The sequence below is a fragment of the Acinetobacter sp. FDAARGOS_558 genome, assembly GCF_003937785.1.
In the GTDB taxonomy this organism is placed as follows: Bacteria; Pseudomonadota; Gammaproteobacteria; order Pseudomonadales; family Moraxellaceae; genus Acinetobacter; species Acinetobacter baumannii.
The window spans coordinates 1635841-1656795 of sequence record NZ_RKJH01000001.1; the positions used below are offsets into that span (position 1 = coordinate 1635841).

General features: G+C 37.9%; 17 protein-coding genes. 7 read left to right on the forward strand and 10 right to left on the reverse strand.

From position 1 onward, the window contains the following. The first annotated feature begins 147 nt into the window (after positions 1-147). On the forward strand, positions 148-726 hold the full coding sequence (locus EGT34_RS07830) for a DJ-1/PfpI family protein (protein ID WP_000037729.1): 579 nt from the start codon (positions 148-150) through the stop codon (positions 724-726). Between the two features lie 77 nt (positions 727-803). Here the strand turns inward: EGT34_RS07830 and EGT34_RS07835 are convergent, their stop codons facing one another. Both EGT34_RS07835 and EGT34_RS07840 read right to left on the reverse strand, forming a co-directional pair. Next, positions 804-1322, reverse strand: coding sequence for a hypothetical protein (locus EGT34_RS07835; protein WP_000086445.1), 519 nt, complete (start codon positions 1320-1322; stop codon positions 804-806). A gap of 83 nt (positions 1323-1405) precedes the next feature. Further along, a complete protein-coding gene (locus EGT34_RS07840) occupies positions 1406-2473 on the reverse strand; it encodes a DUF1176 domain-containing protein (RefSeq protein WP_000794177.1) in 1068 nt (355 codons plus the stop codon). Between the two features lie 124 nt (positions 2474-2597). Here EGT34_RS07840 and EGT34_RS07845 point away from each other — a divergent pair, with 124 nt between their 5' ends. After that, the gene (locus EGT34_RS07845) at positions 2598-3347 is read left to right on the forward strand and encodes a DUF4850 domain-containing protein (protein ID WP_000733295.1); all 750 of its coding nucleotides are present in this window, start codon (positions 2598-2600) and stop codon (positions 3345-3347) included. A gap of 43 nt (positions 3348-3390) precedes the next feature. On the opposite strand, the gene EGT34_RS07850 is transcribed toward EGT34_RS07845, so the two are convergent. From EGT34_RS07850 to EGT34_RS07880, 7 genes are all read right to left on the reverse strand, one after another. After that, positions 3391-5439 (reverse strand): M13 family metallopeptidase, encoded by a 2049-nt coding sequence (locus EGT34_RS07850; RefSeq protein ID WP_000836154.1) that lies wholly within the window; start codon positions 5437-5439, stop codon positions 3391-3393. A 268-nt stretch (positions 5440-5707) separates the two neighbouring features. Continuing rightward, on the reverse strand, positions 5708-6901 hold the full coding sequence (gene sbmA / locus EGT34_RS07855; RefSeq protein WP_002041898.1) for a peptide antibiotic transporter SbmA: 1194 nt from the start codon (positions 6899-6901) through the stop codon (positions 5708-5710). 237 nt (positions 6902-7138) lie between these two features. Continuing rightward, the gene (locus EGT34_RS07860; protein ID WP_000615954.1) at positions 7139-8374 is read right to left on the reverse strand and encodes a threonine ammonia-lyase; all 1236 of its coding nucleotides are present in this window, start codon (positions 8372-8374) and stop codon (positions 7139-7141) included. Between the two features lie 197 nt (positions 8375-8571). After that, complete coding sequence (locus tag EGT34_RS07865) at positions 8572-9543, reverse strand: patatin-like phospholipase family protein (protein WP_000811534.1); 972 nt, start codon at positions 9541-9543, stop codon at positions 8572-8574. A gap of 168 nt (positions 9544-9711) precedes the next feature. Then, positions 9712-11187 (reverse strand): alanine/glycine:cation symporter family protein, encoded by a 1476-nt coding sequence (locus EGT34_RS07870; RefSeq protein WP_001005337.1) that lies wholly within the window; start codon positions 11185-11187, stop codon positions 9712-9714. Between the two features lie 99 nt (positions 11188-11286). Further along, a complete protein-coding gene (locus tag EGT34_RS07875) occupies positions 11287-11427 on the reverse strand; it encodes a hypothetical protein (RefSeq protein WP_000490937.1) in 141 nt (46 codons plus the stop codon). Positions 11428-11609: 182 nt separating this feature from the next. Further along, the gene (locus EGT34_RS07880; RefSeq protein ID WP_002010643.1) at positions 11610-11813 is read right to left on the reverse strand and encodes a hypothetical protein; all 204 of its coding nucleotides are present in this window, start codon (positions 11811-11813) and stop codon (positions 11610-11612) included. A 510-nt stretch (positions 11814-12323) separates the two neighbouring features. On the opposite strand from EGT34_RS07880, the gene EGT34_RS07885 reads away from it, so the two are divergent. After that, complete coding sequence (locus EGT34_RS07885; protein ID WP_001047593.1) at positions 12324-13028, forward strand: nitroreductase; 705 nt, start codon at positions 12324-12326, stop codon at positions 13026-13028. A 27-nt stretch (positions 13029-13055) separates the two neighbouring features. On the opposite strand, the gene EGT34_RS07890 is transcribed toward EGT34_RS07885, so the two are convergent. Further along, a complete protein-coding gene (locus tag EGT34_RS07890) occupies positions 13056-14270 on the reverse strand; it encodes a multidrug effflux MFS transporter (protein WP_000003698.1) in 1215 nt (404 codons plus the stop codon). A 127-nt stretch (positions 14271-14397) separates the two neighbouring features. On the opposite strand from EGT34_RS07890, the gene yccS reads away from it, so the two are divergent. The 4 genes from yccS (at position 14398) to EGT34_RS07910 (ending at position 20864) form a co-directional block, all read left to right on the forward strand. Next, positions 14398-16572: a YccS family putative transporter gene (yccS, locus tag EGT34_RS07895; RefSeq protein ID WP_001984830.1), complete on the forward strand. Its 2175-nt coding sequence runs from the start codon at positions 14398-14400 to the stop codon at positions 16570-16572. 100 nt (positions 16573-16672) lie between these two features. Continuing rightward, positions 16673-17248 (forward strand): SdpI family protein, encoded by a 576-nt coding sequence (locus EGT34_RS07900; RefSeq protein WP_000125649.1) that lies wholly within the window; start codon positions 16673-16675, stop codon positions 17246-17248. A gap of 157 nt (positions 17249-17405) precedes the next feature. Continuing rightward, positions 17406-19952: a PepSY domain-containing protein gene (locus EGT34_RS07905; RefSeq protein WP_000473033.1), complete on the forward strand. Its 2547-nt coding sequence runs from the start codon at positions 17406-17408 to the stop codon at positions 19950-19952. A 126-nt stretch (positions 19953-20078) separates the two neighbouring features. Further along, a complete protein-coding gene (locus EGT34_RS07910) occupies positions 20079-20864 on the forward strand; it encodes a YdcF family protein (protein WP_001198160.1) in 786 nt (261 codons plus the stop codon). The last annotated feature ends 91 nt before the right edge of the window (positions 20865-20955 follow it).

Genomic DNA, 20955 nt, shown 5'->3' on the forward strand with positions numbered 1-20955 from the left:
AAAGCCTCGATTTATCGGGGCTTTTTTATACCACTTATGAAATTTCTTCGACTAAAGAATGCGCTTTTTTCTGAAAAATGACATACCGACTATGCTAATTTAAATTAAGAATTTAGATAAATTACATTTTAAAAAGAGGGATAAATCATGTCTAAAAAGATTCTAATGTTGGTCGGTGACTATGCTGAAGACTATGAAACTATGGTTCCTTTCCAGTTCTTAACTGGTTTAGGTTATACCGTGCATGCTGTTTGCCCAAATAAAAAAAACGGCGACCATATTGCGACTGCTATTCATGATTTTGAAGGTGAGCAAACTTATAGCGAAAAACGTGGCCACAACTTCGCGATTAACTATGATTTTGATGCCGTTAATACCGAAGACTATGTAGGTCTAGTCATTCCGGGTGGTCGTGCACCAGAGTATTTACGCATGAATGAACGTATTATCGAAATTGTACGTGAATTCGATAGAGTGAAAAAACCAATTGCAGCCGTATGCCACGGTGCTCAGTTACTCGCTGCGGCAGATGTGTTAAAAGACCGCCTCTGCTCGGCTTATCCCGCATGTGCAGCCGAAGTAAAATTAGCAGGTGGGCAATATGCAGACATTGCTGTAACTGATGCCGTTACCGATGGGCATTTGGTGACTGCTCCAGCTTGGCCTGCACATCCAGCTTGGTTAGCACAATTTGTGAAAGTTTTAGGCGCTAAGATTAGTATCTAATAAGATTCTTCACCCCAAATACAATAAAGCCTGCATTTAGATAACAGGCTTTATTACTAAAATAGGAAACTAGATTTTTATCTTGTAATTCCCAACTTATTCCAAATTTCTGGTGTTAAAAACGTTGTCACCAATTTATTTAAATCGATATAGCGTAATGTGCCCTGCAACTGCTGTTTAACGGCTGGGTCTTTAACAATATCTTCACCCGCACTTTGACCTAACTGTTGGAAAGCCTCCCCAACTGCCTTCACACCTTCAGCCTGAATTACAGCTTTGGTCTGAGTAGAACATTGCTCTACAATTATCCGCTGTAAAACCTGAGCCAGTTTTTGATCTAACTGATCTTTTTGCTCAGGCGTTACATTACTAAATGCTTTTAAATCTGGATGAGCCGCTAAAGCTGTAAATGTCCATTGGAGCACCGTGGTTTTATCTGAAGCTGTTGTTGCTTTAACTAAACAATCACTGAGCTGATCAACTGTTGGACCAGCCATCGCAATTTGTGTTGCGCCCAGTACAGTCGCCGCCACACATATTGAACGGCTCAGATGTGAAAACTTACGGCGAGCAATAGCATAAAGATGACGTGACATAGGTCTAGCTCCAATAAACAATCTGTTCTTTTTATCACACAGTCACTAAAGTTACCTGTTATGACTCTGTAACCGCAAAATAGTTACTTTACGACTGATTCAATGCGATCAAGCTCCCACACTCCACCTGCTGCCAAGCCTTTACACATACCCGTCCACATATCCTTAGTATGCACAAAACTCTTGCCGTCCCATACCCATTCTTCACTTGCCCAGCAATCTCCAATGCCTCGTCCCTTTTGAGCACTACTAATAATACCGCTATCAAAATCTGAGGCGGACTCAGTCACAAACGTCGCTTTTCCGTTTAAAGACTCATCTAGTACCCAAGCACCATATCCTTCGTTATAGGCGCCTCTCCAACACAACGTAGTCGCCAGAACTTTCTTATTGGTTAGTTTATATAGCTCAATTTTCTGTGGTTCGGCTCCATCACTGTTACCACCATAAATACCTTCACAAAAGCCGTCTTCTTTCGGATTCGGTTTAGCAGCCATCAAACTACGGTGTATTGCTTGGTACTGTTTATTTTTAGGCTGTAAAGTTAAATAAGGTTTGTTTGAAGTCTTAATACGTTTAACAAGTAGTTTTGGCTCCGGCATAAGTACTTTAGTTTCATTGGCGCTGCCCTTTTTAACCAAAGCACCAATAGTCCCTATACGCTTCTGAAAATCATCCATCTTTAATAATACGGCAGTCATCCCAGCATCGGAAATTTTCCATTTATGCTGCGCATTTTTAAATACAATTTCAGTCTTCTGTTTGGACTGCTGTAGTAGAGCATTGACTTGCGAGCTGTTTAGCTTACCCATAATTGGCAGCTCAGTACCATCTACACCCACCATACCTAAATCTTTGCCATTGATATAAAAATGGATATTTTTAAGCTGGTTTGCAGGTATGCTTTGTTCATAGTCAGACAAAGCAAACTCAATCTGCACAGGTTGTTTTGGGCCTGCTTTACGTGTTAATAAAATTGAAGCTGGATTATCACCATTTTCTTCGTTTTGATACCCTGCAGCCTTACAGGTGCCCGTATTACTGCAAGAGATTTCCCACTCTTGGTGAGAAAATGAAATACCTTTTATATCTTGAGCAAAACTATAAGAACTTATTACTGCCAAACAACAAATTGAAAGCATATTTTTCATTTTTTCATGTCTCTACACGTCTGTTTTATTATGAAGTTAACAACAGTGTTAAATTTTGAGTTACCGCCTAGTTTAAAAGAATATGTTAGATTTATATAAAATTTAAATTGATTACTTTCTAAAAATGAAAAAACTAATTTTTTTATTATGGGCAACATTAATCAGCCTAAATTCAACTGCTTATGCAGAAGTAAAAAGCTTTACGCCTCATTTCCCCAAATTTTATAGCTCTGCTGCAACCCGCAAAGCAGACAATCAATTCTATGCTCTTGGAGAGGCAAAATTTTTAAACGGCGTTGCAGTCCCTTTTTATGGCGTTACGGCACAAAACCCAATAGAAGATGGTTTGCTTAAAAGTTTTGAAAAATGTACGCTTAAAAGCTGTATTTTTAATTTTAAACTTGATGCTCAACATGCCAAGCAATTAAAGCTTCTTGCATTACCTGAAGTAGGTTTAGTACTTGTTCCACGTAACTGGCAAGATGTTCAAGCAAATGCAGGGGCAAATGGAACTGGTTTTGCTCTAATCATGAGTCCAGATCAGAAGCAAGCGATAAAGCTTTATGACTCTTCATTTTGCGTTGGATGTGGATTACCCAATGCAACGCTTTATTTTCCTGAACTATTAAAAGAAAGTCTTGAAAATGAATATGGTGGTTTTAAAGACCCTAAAAACCTTATCAATGTTGTTCACCCCTCTAAAAAAGTTGCTTTTTTTAGCTACCAAATTCCTCAAGTAAACAATAAAACCCATGGTATTGCCAAGTATGATGATGAAGACACTTTTAACTATAAAGAGATTCAAGTCACCTTAGATAAGTCGCAGCAGTTTCTAGTTGGCCCTATCCTTAATTTTTATAACGCAACCCATTAAATCAATAACCATAAAAAAAACCCGCTTTCGCGGGCTTTCTTAATTACCAAATAGTTACCCGTTTCTCTGGTGGTAAATACATCTGATCATCTTCGTTTATTTTAAAGGCCTCATAAAATGGTTTTTGATTCATTAAAGCTCCATTACCACGTACTTTATCAGGAGAGTGAGGATCAGTTTTTAAATAGATAATCGCTTGAGCTTCGCGGGTTTTCGCACGCCAAACTTGAGCCCACCCCATATAAAAACGTTGCTCCCCAGTCCGTCCATCAATTACAGGGGCTGGCTTACCGCCTAATGCAATTTGATAGGCCTTATAGGCAATTGCTAACCCAGAGTTATCTGCAATATTTTCACCTAATGTCAATTCACCATTAACATGATAACCAGCAATCGGTTCATAACGGTTATATTGTTCAATCAACGCTTGTGTTTTAGCTTTAAAACGCTGGTGATCTTCAGCATTCCACCAGTTTCTCATATTGCCCAATTCATCAAACTGGCTACCCTGATCATCAAAGCCATGACTAATTTCATGGCCAATCACAGCACCTATACCACCATAATTCACTGCATCGTCTGCGTTTATATTAAAAAAAGGCGGTTGTAATATCGCTGCTGGAAATACAATTTCATTCAATGATGGATTGTAATAGGCATTCACCGTTTGTGGTTTCATATACCATTCATCACGATCAACCGGCTTACCTAATTTATTAAGTTCATATTGATATTTAAACTCACTTGCGCGAATTATATTCCCAACTAAATCATTTTTAGCGATGTGCAGGTCAGAATAATCACGCCACTTTTTTGGATACCCGATTTTTATTGACATGTGAGAAAGCTTTTTACGAGCTTGTATTTTCGTTGCAGGACTCATCCAGTCCAATTCTGTAATCCTTTGGTCATAAGCACGAATCAGATTTTGAACCAATAATTCCATCTGTTGTTTTTTCTCAGCAGGAAAGTATTTTTCAACATAAAGTTTGCCGATACCATCTCCCAGCACCTTATCAACAAGCTGTACACCACGCTTCCAACGCGCTTCTTGTTCAGTAATATCTCGAAGTGTCTTGTTATAAAAATCAAATTTATTATCTACAAAAGCGCTATTTAGTAATGGAGAAAAATTATTGATCAAATGCAATTTAAAATAAGCTTTCCATATATCTAAGGGTGTATTTTGAATAATTGTATTTAAGCCCTGAAAGTAATCTGGCTGATTTACCTGAATAGTATCAATTTTTCCTTTTAATTCAGTTGCAGTTAGATAACCTTGCCAATCAAATGCGGGGGTCAATTTATACAAATCTGCGAGTTTGTATTTATTGTAGCGTTTTGCAAGATCACGGTTTTGTACATTGCTCCACTGTATTCGTGCTAACTGAGTTTCAAGTTTTAAGATTTCCTGAGCATGTTGCGCAGCTTGTGAATCTCCTGCAAGTGATAAAGTTTTTTCAATATACTTTAAATACTGTGCACGAGTTTCGATAAATTTTTTATCATCTTTTAAATAATAATCACGGTCAGGTAGACCCAAACCACTTTGCTCCAAACCAGCCACCATTTCAGTAGATTGTTTCATATCCTGTTCAATGCCTAAGCCAATCGGGCTATTAACATTAATACGAGCAAAATGGGCCATTAAAACTGCTATTTGCTTCTTATTTTTCAAGCTATCAATTTGATGTAGCTCAGTTTGTAGGGGGATAATACCTTGCTTTTCAATGCCTTTTTCATCCATAAAGCTCGCATATAAAGTAGCTATTTTCTGTTCTAAACTACCATCCGCCCATTTTTTTCTAGATAGCTCTTCTACAATCCCATGTACTTGACTGATTGATAACTCACGGAGCTGATTAAAAGCTCCCCAATTTGCTTTATCAGCTGGGATTTCAGTATTTTTTAACCAAATACCATTTACATGAGCATAAAAATCGTTCTTTTCACTAATAGAAGAATCAATATATTGTTGATCTATACCTGATATTTTTTTGATTTGAGAAGTTGTTACTAATTCCGCATGTACCAAATTAGCAGAAGACATAAGTGCAATCGTAAGAGCACTTTTAAGTAAAATAGATTTCAAAGACTTAACCTCGTATTTAAATATTTAATAATCTAAAACAATGATTTAAATTGATTATTTTTTTATTAATTAAGCGAATAGCAAAATTAAAATCAATACAGAAGCAAATTCTATACCGCGAAAATATAATATTTCAAAAAATATATTTTATTATGTAAATCAAAATTATAAATAAAGAGCCATACATAACAGGTTATTTTACTAAATACTCAATATTTTAAAGATGCCCTGGCTTGAATCAAGGCACCTTAAAAAATGATGATTACTTTTAATTTAAAGTATCTTCAAATGTTCTTAAACGTTTATAAATTGAAAGTAGTTCAATGATTGTTTTCCATGAAGTAATTAAATACTGGAATGATTCACGGACCTTATCAAAGACATTACTAATTTGCGTAATTAAGCCTAATGTCATTTTACCTGCTGCAATAGACGGAAATAAGACAACCAAGCTATATAAAATATCTAATTGTAGATACCAGATACTAACCAGATTAAAATAAGAATAATGAAGGTATAATCGAAAATAATTAAATCTGACTTTCGAGAATAATTCTTTTAATGTCTTTGGCTGTGCCCGTTCTTCATAGTCTTCGCCATAAACCAACTCTTTACGATAAGCAGCTTCTACCTTCTGGTTATTAAATTGTAGACCGGGTAATTTAATACCAACCACCATGAGTAGAACTGTACCAAAAATAGCCCATACAATTGCTGCCCATACTAATGAATGATCAATTTCTCCGACAATAGGTAATACTTTAACCTGCTTAGAAAGTTCAAATAGAATAGGTAAAAATGCAATCAATACCATAATTGCCTTTATGAAGTTTACGCCTAAATCTTCTAAAACAGATGCAAAACGCATGGTGTCTTCTTGCACACGCTGTGAAGCACCTTCAATATGGCGAAGTTTCGCCCAATGCTCTGTATAATATTCATTCATAGCCGTACGCCAACGAAATACATAATGGCTAGCAAAAAATGCATTAATCACGGCTAAAGTCACGCCAACCATGGCAATTAAAAGAAAAGTAACTGTTCCGCTATATAGCTTATTAATATCACCGCCACCATGATCTAGCATTGCTTGAATAAGATTATAAAAAGGTGCATACCATGCATTAACGGCAACACTGACTTGCACGCCAAACCAGATGTTAAATAAAATAAAAGCAGAGCCCCAAACTGACCAACGTTGCCATGGATGATTAGAAATAATTCTCCAAAACCCTGCAAAAATTGCTGTAGAAACTAGGAACCAAATATAAAACCATATAAAAGTCGGAGACCAGAAGCGGCTAACACCAATTGGTAATTGTTCACTATGGTAACCCTGATGGAATCCAATGAAACTCCCCCATGTACTACCACCAGAATACCAAAGCACCATATTAAGCGCGATCCAAATAACCGCAGATATAAAGAAATACCGTGGTGATGGAAAAAATGATTTGAACATTGAGTGTTGATATCCCTATTATTTCTTCAAATTTACAATGAAAGGAATACTAAAACCTAAACCTTAAAATTGTGAAGGCTAAAGTTTAGAGAATTGTCAATTTTTCCCATTTCATTGAAGGATTTGATCGTTTTTTTGTAAATTCATCCCTTTATGCAATTTAATCCGTTTAAATTGCTTTGTATATGGCTCCCCTAAGAGCCATATACAGTTTTTATATCACAGCCATATGTACGTTTAAATCTCTTCTTTACGAACAATATAGCCTTCAAGTTGCATAGCCTGAATTAATGGTTCCAGATCTGGAGCGCTTTTTAGTTCAATATCGACACTCACCGCACTTTCTTTAGCACGGCTTGTTGCGGCAAAGCGTTCATGTCGAAGTTCGTAAATATTACCGCCCTGCTCCGCAATAATTGCTGTTAGACGCGCCAAGGCACCCGGATTATCTGGTAATTCAACGCGAATACGAACCATACGGCCAGTACGAGTTAAGTGACGCTGTAATACTGAAACCATTACACGTGTATCAATATTGCCACCAGATAACACCACACCAACTTTATGGCCTAAAAATAGATCGGGACGAGACATAATTGCAGCAATTCCAGTCGCGCCAGCTCCTTCACACACTGTTTTTTCAATGTTGAGTAATAGCGCAATCGCTTCCTCAATCATATCTTCAGTGACTACCACAATATCATCTACAAAATGCTTAGCAATTTGTGTTGTCAGCTCGCCCGGAGTTTTAACCGCAATACCTTCAGCTACCGTTGAACCCATTGAAACCGCGAGTTGATAGTTACAAAGCAGTTTCGCCATACTTGGATAAACAACCGACTGAACTCCAATAATCTTGATTTTAGGATTTATCGTTTTTGCAGCAATCGCAATACCAGAAATGAGACCACCACCTCCAATAGGTACGACCAATATATCTAAATCAGGAACAGCTTCCAGCATTTCGAGTGCAATAGTACCTTGACCCGCAATAATTTCAGCATCATCAAATGGATGAATAATGGTTAAAGATTCTTCTTGTGCCACACGGTGCATTTCAGCAGCAGCTTCCGAAAAGTCTTGGCCATGCAAAATAACACGCGCACCGTATTCACGTACTCGTTGCACCTTCACATTGGGCGTCGATTTTGGCATGACAATAGTTGCCGTGACTCCTGTGCGCTGTGCATGATAAGCGACCCCTTGCGCATGATTACCAGCTGAAGCTGCAATTACACCATGTTGTTTTTCTTGTTCAGATAAGCTCAAAAGTTTATTTAATGCGCCTCTTTCTTTAAACGAAGCCGTAAACTGTAGATTCTCAAATTTCAGCCACATTTCAGCCCCTAAGGTTTTAGAAATGGTTTCTGAAAAAACAAAAGGTGTTTTAACAACTAAACCATCTAAACGCTCTGCAGCGGCATGTATATCTTCTAATGTTGGAAACTCATTTTTTACCTGTTGCTGAATCATCTAAGTAGCTGGCCTCAATATGTTACAAATCAATTATTTTTTTGAAAAATAGCATGAATATCTCATATGTGTCATGAGTAGTTTTCAGCATAGCTCCACTATACAAAAATTTTTGTCAGCACATACAAATCTTTTATTTTTCAACAAAAAAGCCCTTAGCGGGCTTTTACTTAATTTTTCATATACTTGCTTTCAATTTATTGTGTTTGCGCACTTAAACCGTCAGTAGATAGATTCTGTTCAGCTATTTTTTCATCAATCGCAAACTGAATATCAGACAGTTTTGCATTTGCTGCATCTATGCCTGCCTTCATGGTTGCTTCACGACCTTTTACATCAAAAATATGTGCTTTTTCTCTTAAATCCGGTTGAATTACTACATCTGCATATTGAAGTTCTTCGGCAGCCAAACGTCCTTGCATAATATTAATATTCTGGTTAAAGAGTCCCCATACATTTGAGGTTTCCGTATAAATGGGTTGAGCCAGAATATCGACAGCAATAATGACATCGGCTCCTAAATCACGGGCTACTTCAACAGGTACCGGACTGACTAAACCGCCATCTACATATTCAGATTTACCAATTTTAGTCGGCACAAACATGCTTGGTATTGAGGCTGATGCTCTCACGGCCTGTCCAGTATTGCCATAATTAAATACGGTTTTGGTGCCATGCTTTAGCTCTGTTGCCACTACATACATCGGAATTTTCATTTTTTCGAGCGGCAAGTTATTTACTTGCTGATTTACATAGTCTTCAACTTTTTTGCCATCAAAAAAACCTTTTAAACCAATACTGATGTCACGAACATCTGCAGCTTTCATTTTCAATGCAGTATCGCGAAGTTCATCAGGCGTTTTTCCACTCGCATAAATTGCCCCAACAATACTTCCTGCACTGGTTCCAACAATGAAATCAGGACGAATACCATGCTGTTCTAAAACTTCAATAACACCAATATGTGCATATCCTCGTGCACCACCACTACCTAGTACTAATGCGACTACTGGTTTCTTATGCTGCTTCTTAAGCTGTGCAAAAGGCTGATCGACGAAACGTGAGTATGCCTCTGCCGTTTGCGGTTTTAAGGCAGATAAGTGTGAGGTGGTTTGGCACCCGGCCAACACCATAGAAAGTCCGAGAACCCACAATTTAAGCTGTTTCATGGCCCATCTTTGCACTATGACGTTAATTTTCGAATTGCAATTTTAGTTGCTCGTTTTGTGAAATGCTGTAGTGAATTTATTTAATTTGTCATGTTTAATTTTTATACTCAAGTATTTTTATTATGCCGAAAAAAAGCCCCTTATTTCTAAGAGGCTTTTCTTACAAAATTACCAAATATCTGAATCGACTTTTTTCTTCAACTCTGGATATTTATTAATTTTAAATACAGGTTCTTTAATACCTTGCTTCAATTGCGCTCGGTAATCTTTCAACAAAGTACGAGCCATTGGTGTTAAAAGTAAAATTGCGACCAAGTTAATGGTAGCCATAATACCCATAAACAAGTCTGCCATTGACCATACTAATGGCACACTACCAATTGCACCGAAATACACCATCACCAATACAAAAATACGGAAGATGAACATGACTTTCGGGTTGTTATTAATGAACTGTACATTACTTTCTGCATAAGCATAGTTACCTAATACAGCTGAGTAACAGAACAAGAATAATAGAACAGCTAAGAAGTCAGCTCCCCAGTGCCCCACTTGAGTCTCTAGCGCACGTTGGGTTAATTCAACACCGACGAAACCAGCATCTTGGTAAACACCAGAAACTAAAATGATGATTGCTGTACTTGTACATACAATGAATGTATCTACGAATACGCCAAGCATTTGTACCAAACCTTGGTTTACAGGATGTTTTACATCAGACGCAGCCGCCGCATTTGGTGCAGAACCCATACCTGCTTCGTTTGAGAACAACCCGCGCTTAATCCCTTGCATCATTGCCATTGATACAGCAGCACCGAAGAAACCACCTGCCGCAGCATTAAAGTGGAAAGCTTCAGTCACAATCAGTTTTAAAACATCAGGCAAAATCGCATAGTTGCTTAATGCAATATATAACGCTACAGAGAGATAAAGACCTGCTTTTAAAGGAACAAACATCTCTGCAAATTTAGCGATACGTTTAATACCACCAAAGATTGCCAATGCAACCATCACAACAAGAGCAAGACCGACCCATGAAATTTCTAAATCAACACCACCTAAATGCGCAATAAGATTAGCTTTATCCCAACCCCAAGCATGTGAAGATGCATTAGCAATTGCATTGATTTGAACTGAGTTAAATACAAAACCATAAGTAAAGATCAATGCTAACGCGAAGATCACACCAAAAGTTTTACTACGTAAACCTTGAGTAATATAGTAGGCTGGACCACCGCGGAATTGCTTGCTATTACTGTCTCTCACCTTAAAAAGTTGAGCAAGAGTAGATTCGATAAAAGCAGAGCTCATACCAAGTACAGCGGTTACCCACATCCAGAACACGGCGCCTGGGCCACCAATTGCGATCGCAATTGCCACACCAGCAATGTTACCCACCCCAACACGGCTCGCAAGACCTGTTACAAACGCTTGGAAAGGTGTAAGGCCATGCTCATCTTCGCCTTCTGTACGGCTGCTTTTCATAACACGAATACTTTGCAAGAACATGCGAATTTGCACTGCTCCTGTTAAGACCGTATAAAAAATACCGACGGCCAGCAAGAAAATAACCAGAAAATCCCATAAAGGTTCATTAAAAAATTGTACCCACGACATCAGTGTGGCATTGAGTTGTTCATTCATACTCGGTCCGCTTACGTTCTTGCTAATGTGCTATTAGCACAAGCCAAAATACTGCAATAAACAAAAAAGCCCCTAAAAATAGGGACTTCTTCAGTACATTTAAGGAAAAACTTTTAATGTCACTTGAATAGCAATTACCGTCACAAGTTTAAGCAACATCATGCCCAGCACTAAGCCTTTGAAGGTTACATGAGAGAAAGCACCCTTCAGATAAAATAAATTCATCGCACCACTGAACATATTCCCATTTGGGTGAACAGAATGCATCGACTCGGCTACAAACTTGGAAACTAACAAATGACCACCGCTAAATCAGCTCGTTTAATGATTCCCATCAATTAATCGAGTTATAAAAACTGGATTTAAGCCAATAAGCATATTTACATATACTTTTGGGCGAATGTCTAAACTGGATTTAAATTTCAAAGACTGTAACAAGCCATCGTCATAACACGACTATCTGTGCCCTTTTCTTTTTCATTAAAGAAGAGTGCATTGAGATCTGTACCAAGCTGTTGTATTTCTTGTGGCTCAGTAGTTGCGTGAGTTACGTTCATTTTCATGGTTGCAATGGTAATCGCCAATCCTTGTTTCATGAACTGCTTGTTGATGAGCGGTAAACTCATGTAAAGCTCCTTATACCTCGTGTATTTCTCCATTTCTGCACAAAATCCTTTCTGTAAAAGTATTTTATTTGCAGCCACTACTTTTTTCCTAACGTGAGTATGGAGAAATCATACCTGCGTAAAAAAGTCGGTATTATGCAGAAATTTAAAATTTTGTGTATGTTTTTCATTAAAAGTTTATGCAACTTAAGATTATTTTTTATACAAAAACATCTGTTTTGTACTGTTTTTAAACATATTATACCTTTTTTCTAATTGAGCGATTTTTACTCAACCCTTATTTTGGCTTTAATTGAATGACTATCAAAGTCACACCACTTTACCATTTTAAGCCTAAAGTGGCATATTCGAATTATCATTGAGCAGACATCATGTCTTACCCAAGTCATTAATCATATATATAAGGATATCTGTTTTCTAATATTTTTTGCTTATAAATACAGCAATTTCAGCAGATGAAATTGCATCTCAAAAAGTATTAAATATTGAGGGAAAAGATCAGGAGTACTCATGAATTTGGAACAAGTCCGCCTTGTTGACGAAGCAATTACCTCTCGACATTCTGTCCGTGCTTTTTTAAGCACTCCCATTGAGCCAGAAGTCATTAAAGATATATTAAGAGTCGCAAGTCGAGCACCTTCCGGTACCAACACTCAACCATGGAAAGTTTATGTAGTCACAGGTCATAAACGTGATGAAATGGTAGAGCGTGTTTGTGCAGCACAGATTGAGGTTTCCAAAAATCCCGAACTTGCAGAGCAATATAAAGAAACTTTTGCATATTACCCTGAAAAATGGGTCTCTCCTTTTATTGACCGCCGCCGTGAAAATGGTTGGGGACTCTATGGTTTATTAGATATTAAAAAAGGTGAAAAAGAAAAAATGGCTGCTCAGCAGTTACGTAACTTCAAACTGTTTGATGCTCCAGTCGGAATTTTCTTTACAGTCAATAAAGCAATGGGAATTGGTTCCAAAATGGATATCGCTATGATGATTCAAAATGTCATGGTCGCTGCCAAGGCTCGGGGATTAGACACCTGCCCTCAAGCAGCTTGGAACCATTTTCATCCCCTAGTGTTAGATATTTTAGGCGCAGCAGATGATGAAGAGTTGGTATGTGCAATTGCACTAGGTCATGCCGACCCTGAACATATTGTGAATACCTTTATTACACCTAGAGAGCCTGTTGAGAATTTTGCAGTTTTTCTTGATTAAAGATGCAAGCCAATCACTCTCTTAAAATCAAGAGAGTGATTGGCTTTTTGCTTGTCGAATCGCTTTTAAAACAACAATAAAACCACTTAATGTAAATAACACCATCATCACTCCCATATTGAGTGATGCAGACCAAATAAGGAAGTTAAGCAGTACTCCACCCAATAAACCGCAAGCAAATTGCATACTGCCCATAATTGCACTGGCTGTTCCTGCACGAGCACCTTGCTTTGACATGGCTAGAGCCATAGCATTTGGTCCAGTTAAACCAATTCCTGAAATTGCTAAGAACAGTCCTAACATTACTAGCCATAAAGGTGCTGCAGAAATTAAGCCAGCAATCAACACAATGCTTGCACCTGTCACTTGTACCATTGAACCTGCTTTTAAGCGCTTAGTGATTTCAACACGTGTGGTTAGGTGCTTATTTAAAGATGACATTAACATAATGCCAAAAGCATTGAGCCCGAATACATAAGCAAACTCTTGCTGATTTAAGCCATATTGATCCATAAAAACGGCTGGAGCTGAGCTGATATAACAGAATAATGCTGCACCTGTTAAACATCCTGCAAACATAGGTAAACGGAAGCTTGCATCTTTGAAAATAGCACCATATAAGGTAGCCACTTGATATAGAGATAACTTGAGCCTCTTATCCATTGCCAAAGTTTCTTTAAAAAAGAAATGTACACATAGCCAGCAGATTGCCCCTACAATTGAAAGCGCAATAAAAATCGCTTGCCACGGAAACCAGATTAATATCCAGGCCCCAATCATCGGTGCCAAAATAGGTGCCAAGCCCATTACGATCATCATGCTTGAAAAAGCTTGTGCCGAGCCTTGGACATCTAATCTATCGCGTATAGCAGCACGAGCCATAACCACCCCCACACAACCACCTAAGGCTTGTAAAATACGGGCAGCAATTAGGCTCCATTCATTTGTAGCGAGCACGCAGAACAAGCTTGCAACTGCATAAAGCGCAAGCCCAAAATAAAGAGGCTTTTTTCGACCAATACGGTCGCTTAAAGGTCCATATACCAGTTGACCAATGGCTAAACCAAAAAAATAAGCTGGCAATGTGTTTGCTACCATTTGCGTACTCACCCCAAAATCATGGGCCATTTGAGGCAACGCAGGTAAGTACATATCAATGGATAGTGGCCCTAAAGCCGTGAGTAAAGCGAGCAACATAATCCAGCCAATAGAATATTGACGCTGGGCTGTTTGTTCAGACATAACGATATTTCATTTTTCAATCATTTGCATACAGACAAGCTTACACTGTCTATCGTATGATTTGTGCAACATTGGTGTAGAAATACGCAAATCCTTTATCACTCAGGTTGATCAGCAAGGACTTCATTTGAAATCTTGGTTTAAACGCCTAAAAAGAGCGACTTATAACACATCATTTATGTATAACGTGCGGATGCTGATTGCCTTTTCAGGAACTGCGTTCGTGCCTTATTTTCTAGGACATCAATTAGCAACAATTCCCCTCACTTTAGGTGTGGTCGCAGCTGGTTTAAGTGATATTGATGATCGCTTTTCAGTGCGAATCATGAATTTGATTTACACCTATATTGGTTTCTTCATTACCGCAGCTTCCGTACAATTACTTTTCCCTTATCCAATGCTTTTTGCGCTAGGGCTGATTGCCTCTTGTATTGGCTGGATTTTACTCGGGTCATTAGGTCGCCGTTACGCAACAATTTCTTATGGATGTCTGGTTGTTTCAGTTTATACCATGTTGGGAGTTCATTTATTTGACCAGTGGTATATTCAGCCAGCGCTTTTGGTTGCAGGAGCAGCATGGTACGGACTTATTGCAACCATTAGCTTTTTATTATTTCCGGTTCGCCAGCTCCAGGATAAACTTGCGGCCTCTTATGCTTCATTAGGCGACTTTCTATTTGCCAAATCTAATTTGTTTGATGTCGATATGACTCCTGCGAGTTATCAGCAAAGCATGATTGATCTTTCATTAGAAAATGGCAAATTAATAACGATTTTTAATGATCTTAAAACCGCCCTTTTAACCCGTTTAAAGGGTGACCGTGGACAAAAAGGTACTCGCCGTAGCCTACATTATTACTTTGTCGCACAAGACATTCATGAACGTGCAGACTCTGCCCATATCGACTATCAAAAGTTAGCTAAAATTTTCCAGCACAGTGATATTTTATTTAGGTTTCAGCGCATTTTGGCAATTCAGGGTAAAGCTTGCCAAGAGCTAAATGAATGTATTTTACAGCGTAAACCCTATATCCATAATAAACGCTTTAAGCAGAGTTTCGAGAATTTACGCTTATCTTTAGTAAAGTTAAGAGATGATCAGCAGTATGACTTATTGTGGGTAAATGCTCTTTTTGCCTTATACCGAAACTTAAAGTCTATTGACTCACAATTACTCAACTTAGAAACGGAACAGCATATTCAGTCTGACAAAGTAAAGCAGGCTGAAAACCAACTTAAAGATGATGATCTAAAAGGTTGGAATGATATTGTTGTTCGAATAAAACAAAATCTAACACCTGAATCTGTACTATTCCGTCATGCCATTCGTGTTTCGATTGTTCTTTTTATTGGATATGTATTTATTCAAATGACCCATATCGAATATGGCTACTGGATTATGTTGACAGCTTTATTTGTTAGCCAACCTAACTTTAACGCAACAAAACGTCGCTTACGTTTACGTATTGTGGGTACATTAGTCGGGATTATTGTCGGCCTTAGCATAGTATTTTTAGTGCCTTCTGTGGAAGGACAATTAGTCATGCTAATTTTGAGTGGCGTACTGTTTTTCGAGTTACGTAGTAAGCAATATGCTCAAGCAACCGCTTTTATTACCATTTTGGCATTAATTAACTTTAATCTGGACGGTTCGGCAGTCGCTGCGGCTATTCCTAGGTTTGTTGATACCCTAATTGGTTGTGCTTTAGCATGGTTTGGTGTGACCTTTATTTGGCCTGACTGGAAATTCCGTCGTCTACCGCGCAGTATTCGACGCTCCTTACAAGCACAATGTAATTATTTAGCTGAAGTGGTAAAACAATATCATGAAGGACATAATCATGCCCTCAATTACCGTATTGTCCGCCGAGCAGCACATAATACCGATGCAGAAGTTGCTTCGCTTATTTCTACTTTAGCAACAGAGCCAGACTTCGACCCTACTCGTAAGTCCGATATATTTGAATTTTTATGCCTCAATCATACATTTTTAAGTTATATCGCAGCACTTGGAGCACATCGAGAAAAGATTCAGGATCAAGCGGTTCTTAACGTATTAGATCAAGCATTAGATGATATACAAGGTGCTTTGTTAAGAGATGAAATGCCTGATCTTACGGCACAAAATATGCTACAGACGATACGTCAGCGCTTAAGCCAAAATGATGAAGATGACCAAAAATCGCTCATTATTTTACAGCAGTTATCGTTGATGCTCAGTGTGTTAAATCGATTTAGTATGTTAAAACAACGGCTAAGTCATGATCTGGATAATGATGCTAGCGAACTTGCATCATTATAAATTTGAGTCAGAATTTAGTATGAAATTGGCATAATATCCTTTCCTGACTTATGCCAATTAATGCTAAACTTAAAACAGTTTACAATTTGTTATTTGCACTATGACCGCGAAAACTTTATATGCTTATACGCTTCAGCCTGTTCCTTACGAGGTATCAGAAGCTGAGCAACGTAATGCACAACTTCTTATCTGGCGCAGCACCAATAAAATCAGCACAAAAATCTGGGCGATTATGGGCGTAATTTTAGCCCTTGCGATTTTAGGTCTTATCTTTATCAAGAACTATTCTACAGTGATTTGCTGGGTTGCCATTGTCTGTGTAGTACTTTATTACCTTGGCCGTAAATATGGTTTGGAATGGTATGTTAAGCGTAAGATGAATGAGTTTCCTGTGCAGGAAATCAAGGGTATTCGCTTAGGCGTACAACCTCACGGTATCGTAATGCGCCAGCAAATGGGCTTACAAGAAGGCGTTGGAACTATCGGATGGAAAAATATCTATGAATGGTACAACACCCCTGACTTTATTTTAGTTAACTTTAAAGTAAAAGACCCTAAAGGTCAGGAACAACAAGGTGCATATATCTTGCCTAAACGTATGGACTCTAAAAACTTTTCTTTCAATACAATTCGTAAGCATTTGAAAGAAAGTGTAGGTGAACCGAAAACTTTATAATTTCACCTCTTTAAAAAGCCTCCTTTACAGGAGGTTTTTTATTATGCTAAAAATAAATGATAATGAAAATTAATATTATCTCCAAAATCCATATTATCTACTCAATCTTCGGCTATACTTCGTTACAAGATCTCCATCATATTTACATTATTCGACCATGTTTAAAAAGTTTTTATTTCAAATTCATTGGTTTCTGGGTATTAGTGCTGGCCTCATCTTATCCATTATGGGTGTTACAGGCGCAATTTATTCTTATGATCAGCAAATTTTAAAATGGGTAAATACAGATAGTTATGTTGTGCAAGCACAAAGCTCACCTAAGCTTACCCCTGCTCAGCTTTACCAGCATTTCACAACAATCCAGCCTGAAATTAAAATTAATAGCATTACAATTGCCAAAGATCCTACCGCCTCATCTGTAGTAAACATTGAAAAAGAAGGCGAACGACGCGGCTACAATATGATGGTTAACCCTTATACAGCTCAGGTATTACCAGAGGTACAAGGTCGTAAGCTACTTTTATTAATACAACAAATTCACCGAAACTTAACTGCTGGTGAGTTCGGTAAACAAATTACCGGTGCTTGTGCCCTAATGCTCATATATTTTGTTTTGAGCGGATTATATTTACGCTGGCCGAAAAAGCACTCTGCACGTCAATGGCTTGCTGTTAAGCCCAAACTTAAAGGTCGAAATTTTATTTGGGATTTACACGCTGTTGTAGGTACATGGGTTATTGTTTTTTATCTTCTTTTTGCATGTACAGGTCTATATTGGTCATATGACTGGTGGCGTAGTGGTATGTTCAAAGTATTAGGTGTAGAACAACCTAAAATACAAGGCCATGGTGGATCTGGGCGAAATAAAGATCAATTGCCTAAAATTCAACTAGATAATGCTCAACTGATTACCGCACTTAACCAAACTTGGAGTGGTTTTAATAATCAGATTGGACGTGATTATTCGACTTTAACAGTTAACTTACCTAAAAAAGATGATGGAAAAATTGAATTAAGTTTTGTAGATGCAACGCCACAACATGAACGTGCACGTAACCAAGCTGTCTATAACTATAAAACTGCCAATATTGAAAAAATGGAGCTTTATGAAGATAAAAAACTTAATCAAAAAATTATGAGCAGTATGTTACCTGTGCACCGAGGTAGTTTCTTCGGACCAGTTTATCAATTTGTGGCGATGCTTGCTTCTTTAGCCATGCCCTTATTCTTTGTTACCGGATGGATGCTTTACCTTAAACGCCGTAAGCAAAAAAAACTTACTCAAGCGGCTCGCCAGTCTTTAGCTGGTCACTACATCGATCAAAATGCTAAACCTTGGTTAATTACTTATGCCACCCAGACAGGAGTTGCAGAGCAACTCGCATGGAGTACGGCAACAAGCTTACAAGAAGCCCATCAACCTGTTCAGGTTAAATCTATACAACAGTTAACTGAAGCGGATTTACAACAGCATGAACAAATTCTTTTTGTGATTAGCACCTATGGTACTGGAGAAGCACCTGACTTAGCTTCTAATTTTGCTAAAAAGTTATTAAAAACTAATTTAAGACTTCAACATGTCAAATATGCAGTATTAGCTTTAGGCTCTAAGGAATATCCGGATACTTATTGTAGTTTTGGCCACACAGTAGATGAATGGCTTAAAAACAATGGTGCCAAAGCCCTCTTCGATATTATAGAAGTAGATAATGCAAATCCGGCAGATATTCAAAACTGGAATCAGGCACTTGTAAAAGCAACTAAACTAGATTTGCATGCTGTTAATATCGAAAAAGTGTTTGATAATTGGACATTACAACAACGTGATTTACTCAATCCAAATAGTCTAGGTCAGCCTGCCTACAATCTTGAACTTACTGCCAATCATGAAGCTGTATGGCAAGCTGGGGACATTGCTGAAATACAACCAGGTAACAGTCCTGAGCGTATTAATAAGTTTTTACAGCATCATCACATTCTTAAAAATGCGGTGGTAGACTCGCTACAGGTTTCTATTGAAAAGGCACTTTGGAATAAAGATTTAACTGGTGAAATTGAACCGTTTGCTAATCTGGACCATTTACTAGAACAACTTCCTACCCTACCAACGCGAGAATATTCCATTGCTAGCATCCCTTCTCAGCAAGTATTACGTCTAGTTGTTCGTCAACAATATGATGAGTCTGGTGATTTAGGTTTAGGATCAGGTTGGCTGACTCAACATACAGAAATTAATCAAAATGTTGCACTGCGTATCCGTACCAATGAGTCTTTTCATTTGATTGATGATAATCGTCCGATTATTTGTATTGGTAATGGAACGGGAATCGCGGGTTTAATGAGTTTACTTCATACACGAACTCGCCATAACTATACTGAAAACTGGCTAATTTTCGGTGAACGCCAACGTGCTCATGATTTCTTCTATGCATCAACCATTGAAGCTTGGCAAACGATGGGAATGTTAAAACGACTTGATCTTGCATTCTCACGTGATCAAGAACAACGTGTTTATGTTCAAGATATCATCCGACAAAATGCAGCGGAGTTAATCAACTGGATTGAACGCGGTGCAGTACTCTATGTATGCGGCAGTATTGATGGAATGGCAAGTGGAGTCGATCAAGCACTTATTCATATTTTAGGCGAAGAACAAGTCGATGAGTTAAGACAACAAGGCCGTTATCGCCGTGATGTTTATTAAATATCAATAAATAACAAAGCCGAGTAATAGCCAAAATGCTTTACTCGGCTTTTTATTACAATCAGCATTGAATTTGGAATGATTTTGCATACACTGTCTGCAATTTAAATTGCAGCTTTAAACACAATGCAAGTCAGTAAGTGGATTCGGATTTTCTTAGCAGTCATTGGTTCAATTTTATTTTTGGACGGCTTATTTCTAGCTTTTCTAAATAAAATTCATGTAGGCACACTTGTTCCTTTAGTTTTAGGAGCATTCTTCTGTCTTTATGCATTATTTTATTATCATTTAGAACGGTTTTTCTTCTATCACTATCGGCTTCATACTCTTTGGCGTTTTGGGTGGTTGTGTTTCTGGATTTGGTTAATTGGCTTAGGCTATTTTTTTAATTTTATTAAAGAAAATAAAGACGCAAGTCAAAATCTCCCCGCAGTTAAAGCAATTATTGTTTTAGGAAGTGGTGTCGAAAATGGAGAGCCTTCAGCTATTCTTGCAAAGCGTCTTGACACAGCAGCTCCAGTTGCCCTTTCACAACCGCAAGCAAAGGTTATTTTAACAGGCGGTTTGGACTTTTCAGAAAAAGAACCTGAAGCATTAGTCATGTCACGCTACTTGAAACAACATTTTCATATAACAAAAGACCGAATGATCCTTGAAGACAAAAGCACAAGTACAGAACTTAATCTTAAAAATAGTAAACCTTTACTTGAACAAGCTCATATTAGTGTTAATCAACCTATTGCAATTGTTACAAGTGACTTCCATACACCACGAGCTGCAGCTATTGCAAAGAAACAAGGCTATACACAGGTTTATATGGTCGCTGCAGAAACACCTTTAATTACTCGCTACAACGCTTGGCTACGTGAATATTTTGCGTACGCTAGTGGCTGGCTTCTAAACGAGTATTAATCTTGGTTTACAAAGCTGCTATTGCTTTCCAGCACGGCAGCTTTAGTTAAACCCACTAGTAATAATAATTTAAAGTAATAAAATCTGAACT

Coding starts and splice junctions, on each gene's coding strand:
- EGT34_RS07840 (WP_000794177.1), bottom strand. CDS start 2,473: ATGAAAAATATGCTTTCAATTTGTTGTTTGGCAGTAATAAGTTCTTAT.
- EGT34_RS07875 (WP_000490937.1), bottom strand. CDS start 11,427: ATGTTCAGTGGTGCGATGAATTTATTTTATCTGAAGGGTGCTTTCTCT.
- EGT34_RS07880 (WP_002010643.1), bottom strand. CDS start 11,813: ATGAGTTTACCGCTCATCAACAAGCAGTTCATGAAACAAGGATTGGCG.
- EGT34_RS07885 (WP_001047593.1), top strand. CDS start 12,324: ATGAATTTGGAACAAGTCCGCCTTGTTGACGAAGCAATTACCTCTCGA.
- EGT34_RS07860 (WP_000615954.1), bottom strand. CDS start 8,374: ATGATTCAGCAACAGGTAAAAAATGAGTTTCCAACATTAGAAGATATA.
- EGT34_RS07835 (WP_000086445.1), bottom strand. CDS start 1,322: ATGTCACGTCATCTTTATGCTATTGCTCGCCGTAAGTTTTCACATCTG.
- EGT34_RS07905 (WP_000473033.1), top strand. CDS start 17,406: ATGTTTAAAAAGTTTTTATTTCAAATTCATTGGTTTCTGGGTATTAGT.
- EGT34_RS07910 (WP_001198160.1), top strand. CDS start 20,079: ATGCAAGTCAGTAAGTGGATTCGGATTTTCTTAGCAGTCATTGGTTCA.
- EGT34_RS07870 (WP_001005337.1), bottom strand. CDS start 11,187: ATGAATGAACAACTCAATGCCACACTGATGTCGTGGGTACAATTTTTT.
- EGT34_RS07830 (WP_000037729.1), top strand. CDS start 148: ATGTCTAAAAAGATTCTAATGTTGGTCGGTGACTATGCTGAAGACTAT.
- EGT34_RS07890 (WP_000003698.1), bottom strand. CDS start 14,270: ATGTCTGAACAAACAGCCCAGCGTCAATATTCTATTGGCTGGATTATG.
- EGT34_RS07865 (WP_000811534.1), bottom strand. CDS start 9,543: ATGAAACAGCTTAAATTGTGGGTTCTCGGACTTTCTATGGTGTTGGCC.
- sbmA (WP_002041898.1), bottom strand. CDS start 6,901: ATGTTCAAATCATTTTTTCCATCACCACGGTATTTCTTTATATCTGCG.
- EGT34_RS07845 (WP_000733295.1), top strand. CDS start 2,598: ATGAAAAAACTAATTTTTTTATTATGGGCAACATTAATCAGCCTAAAT.
- EGT34_RS07900 (WP_000125649.1), top strand. CDS start 16,673: ATGACCGCGAAAACTTTATATGCTTATACGCTTCAGCCTGTTCCTTAC.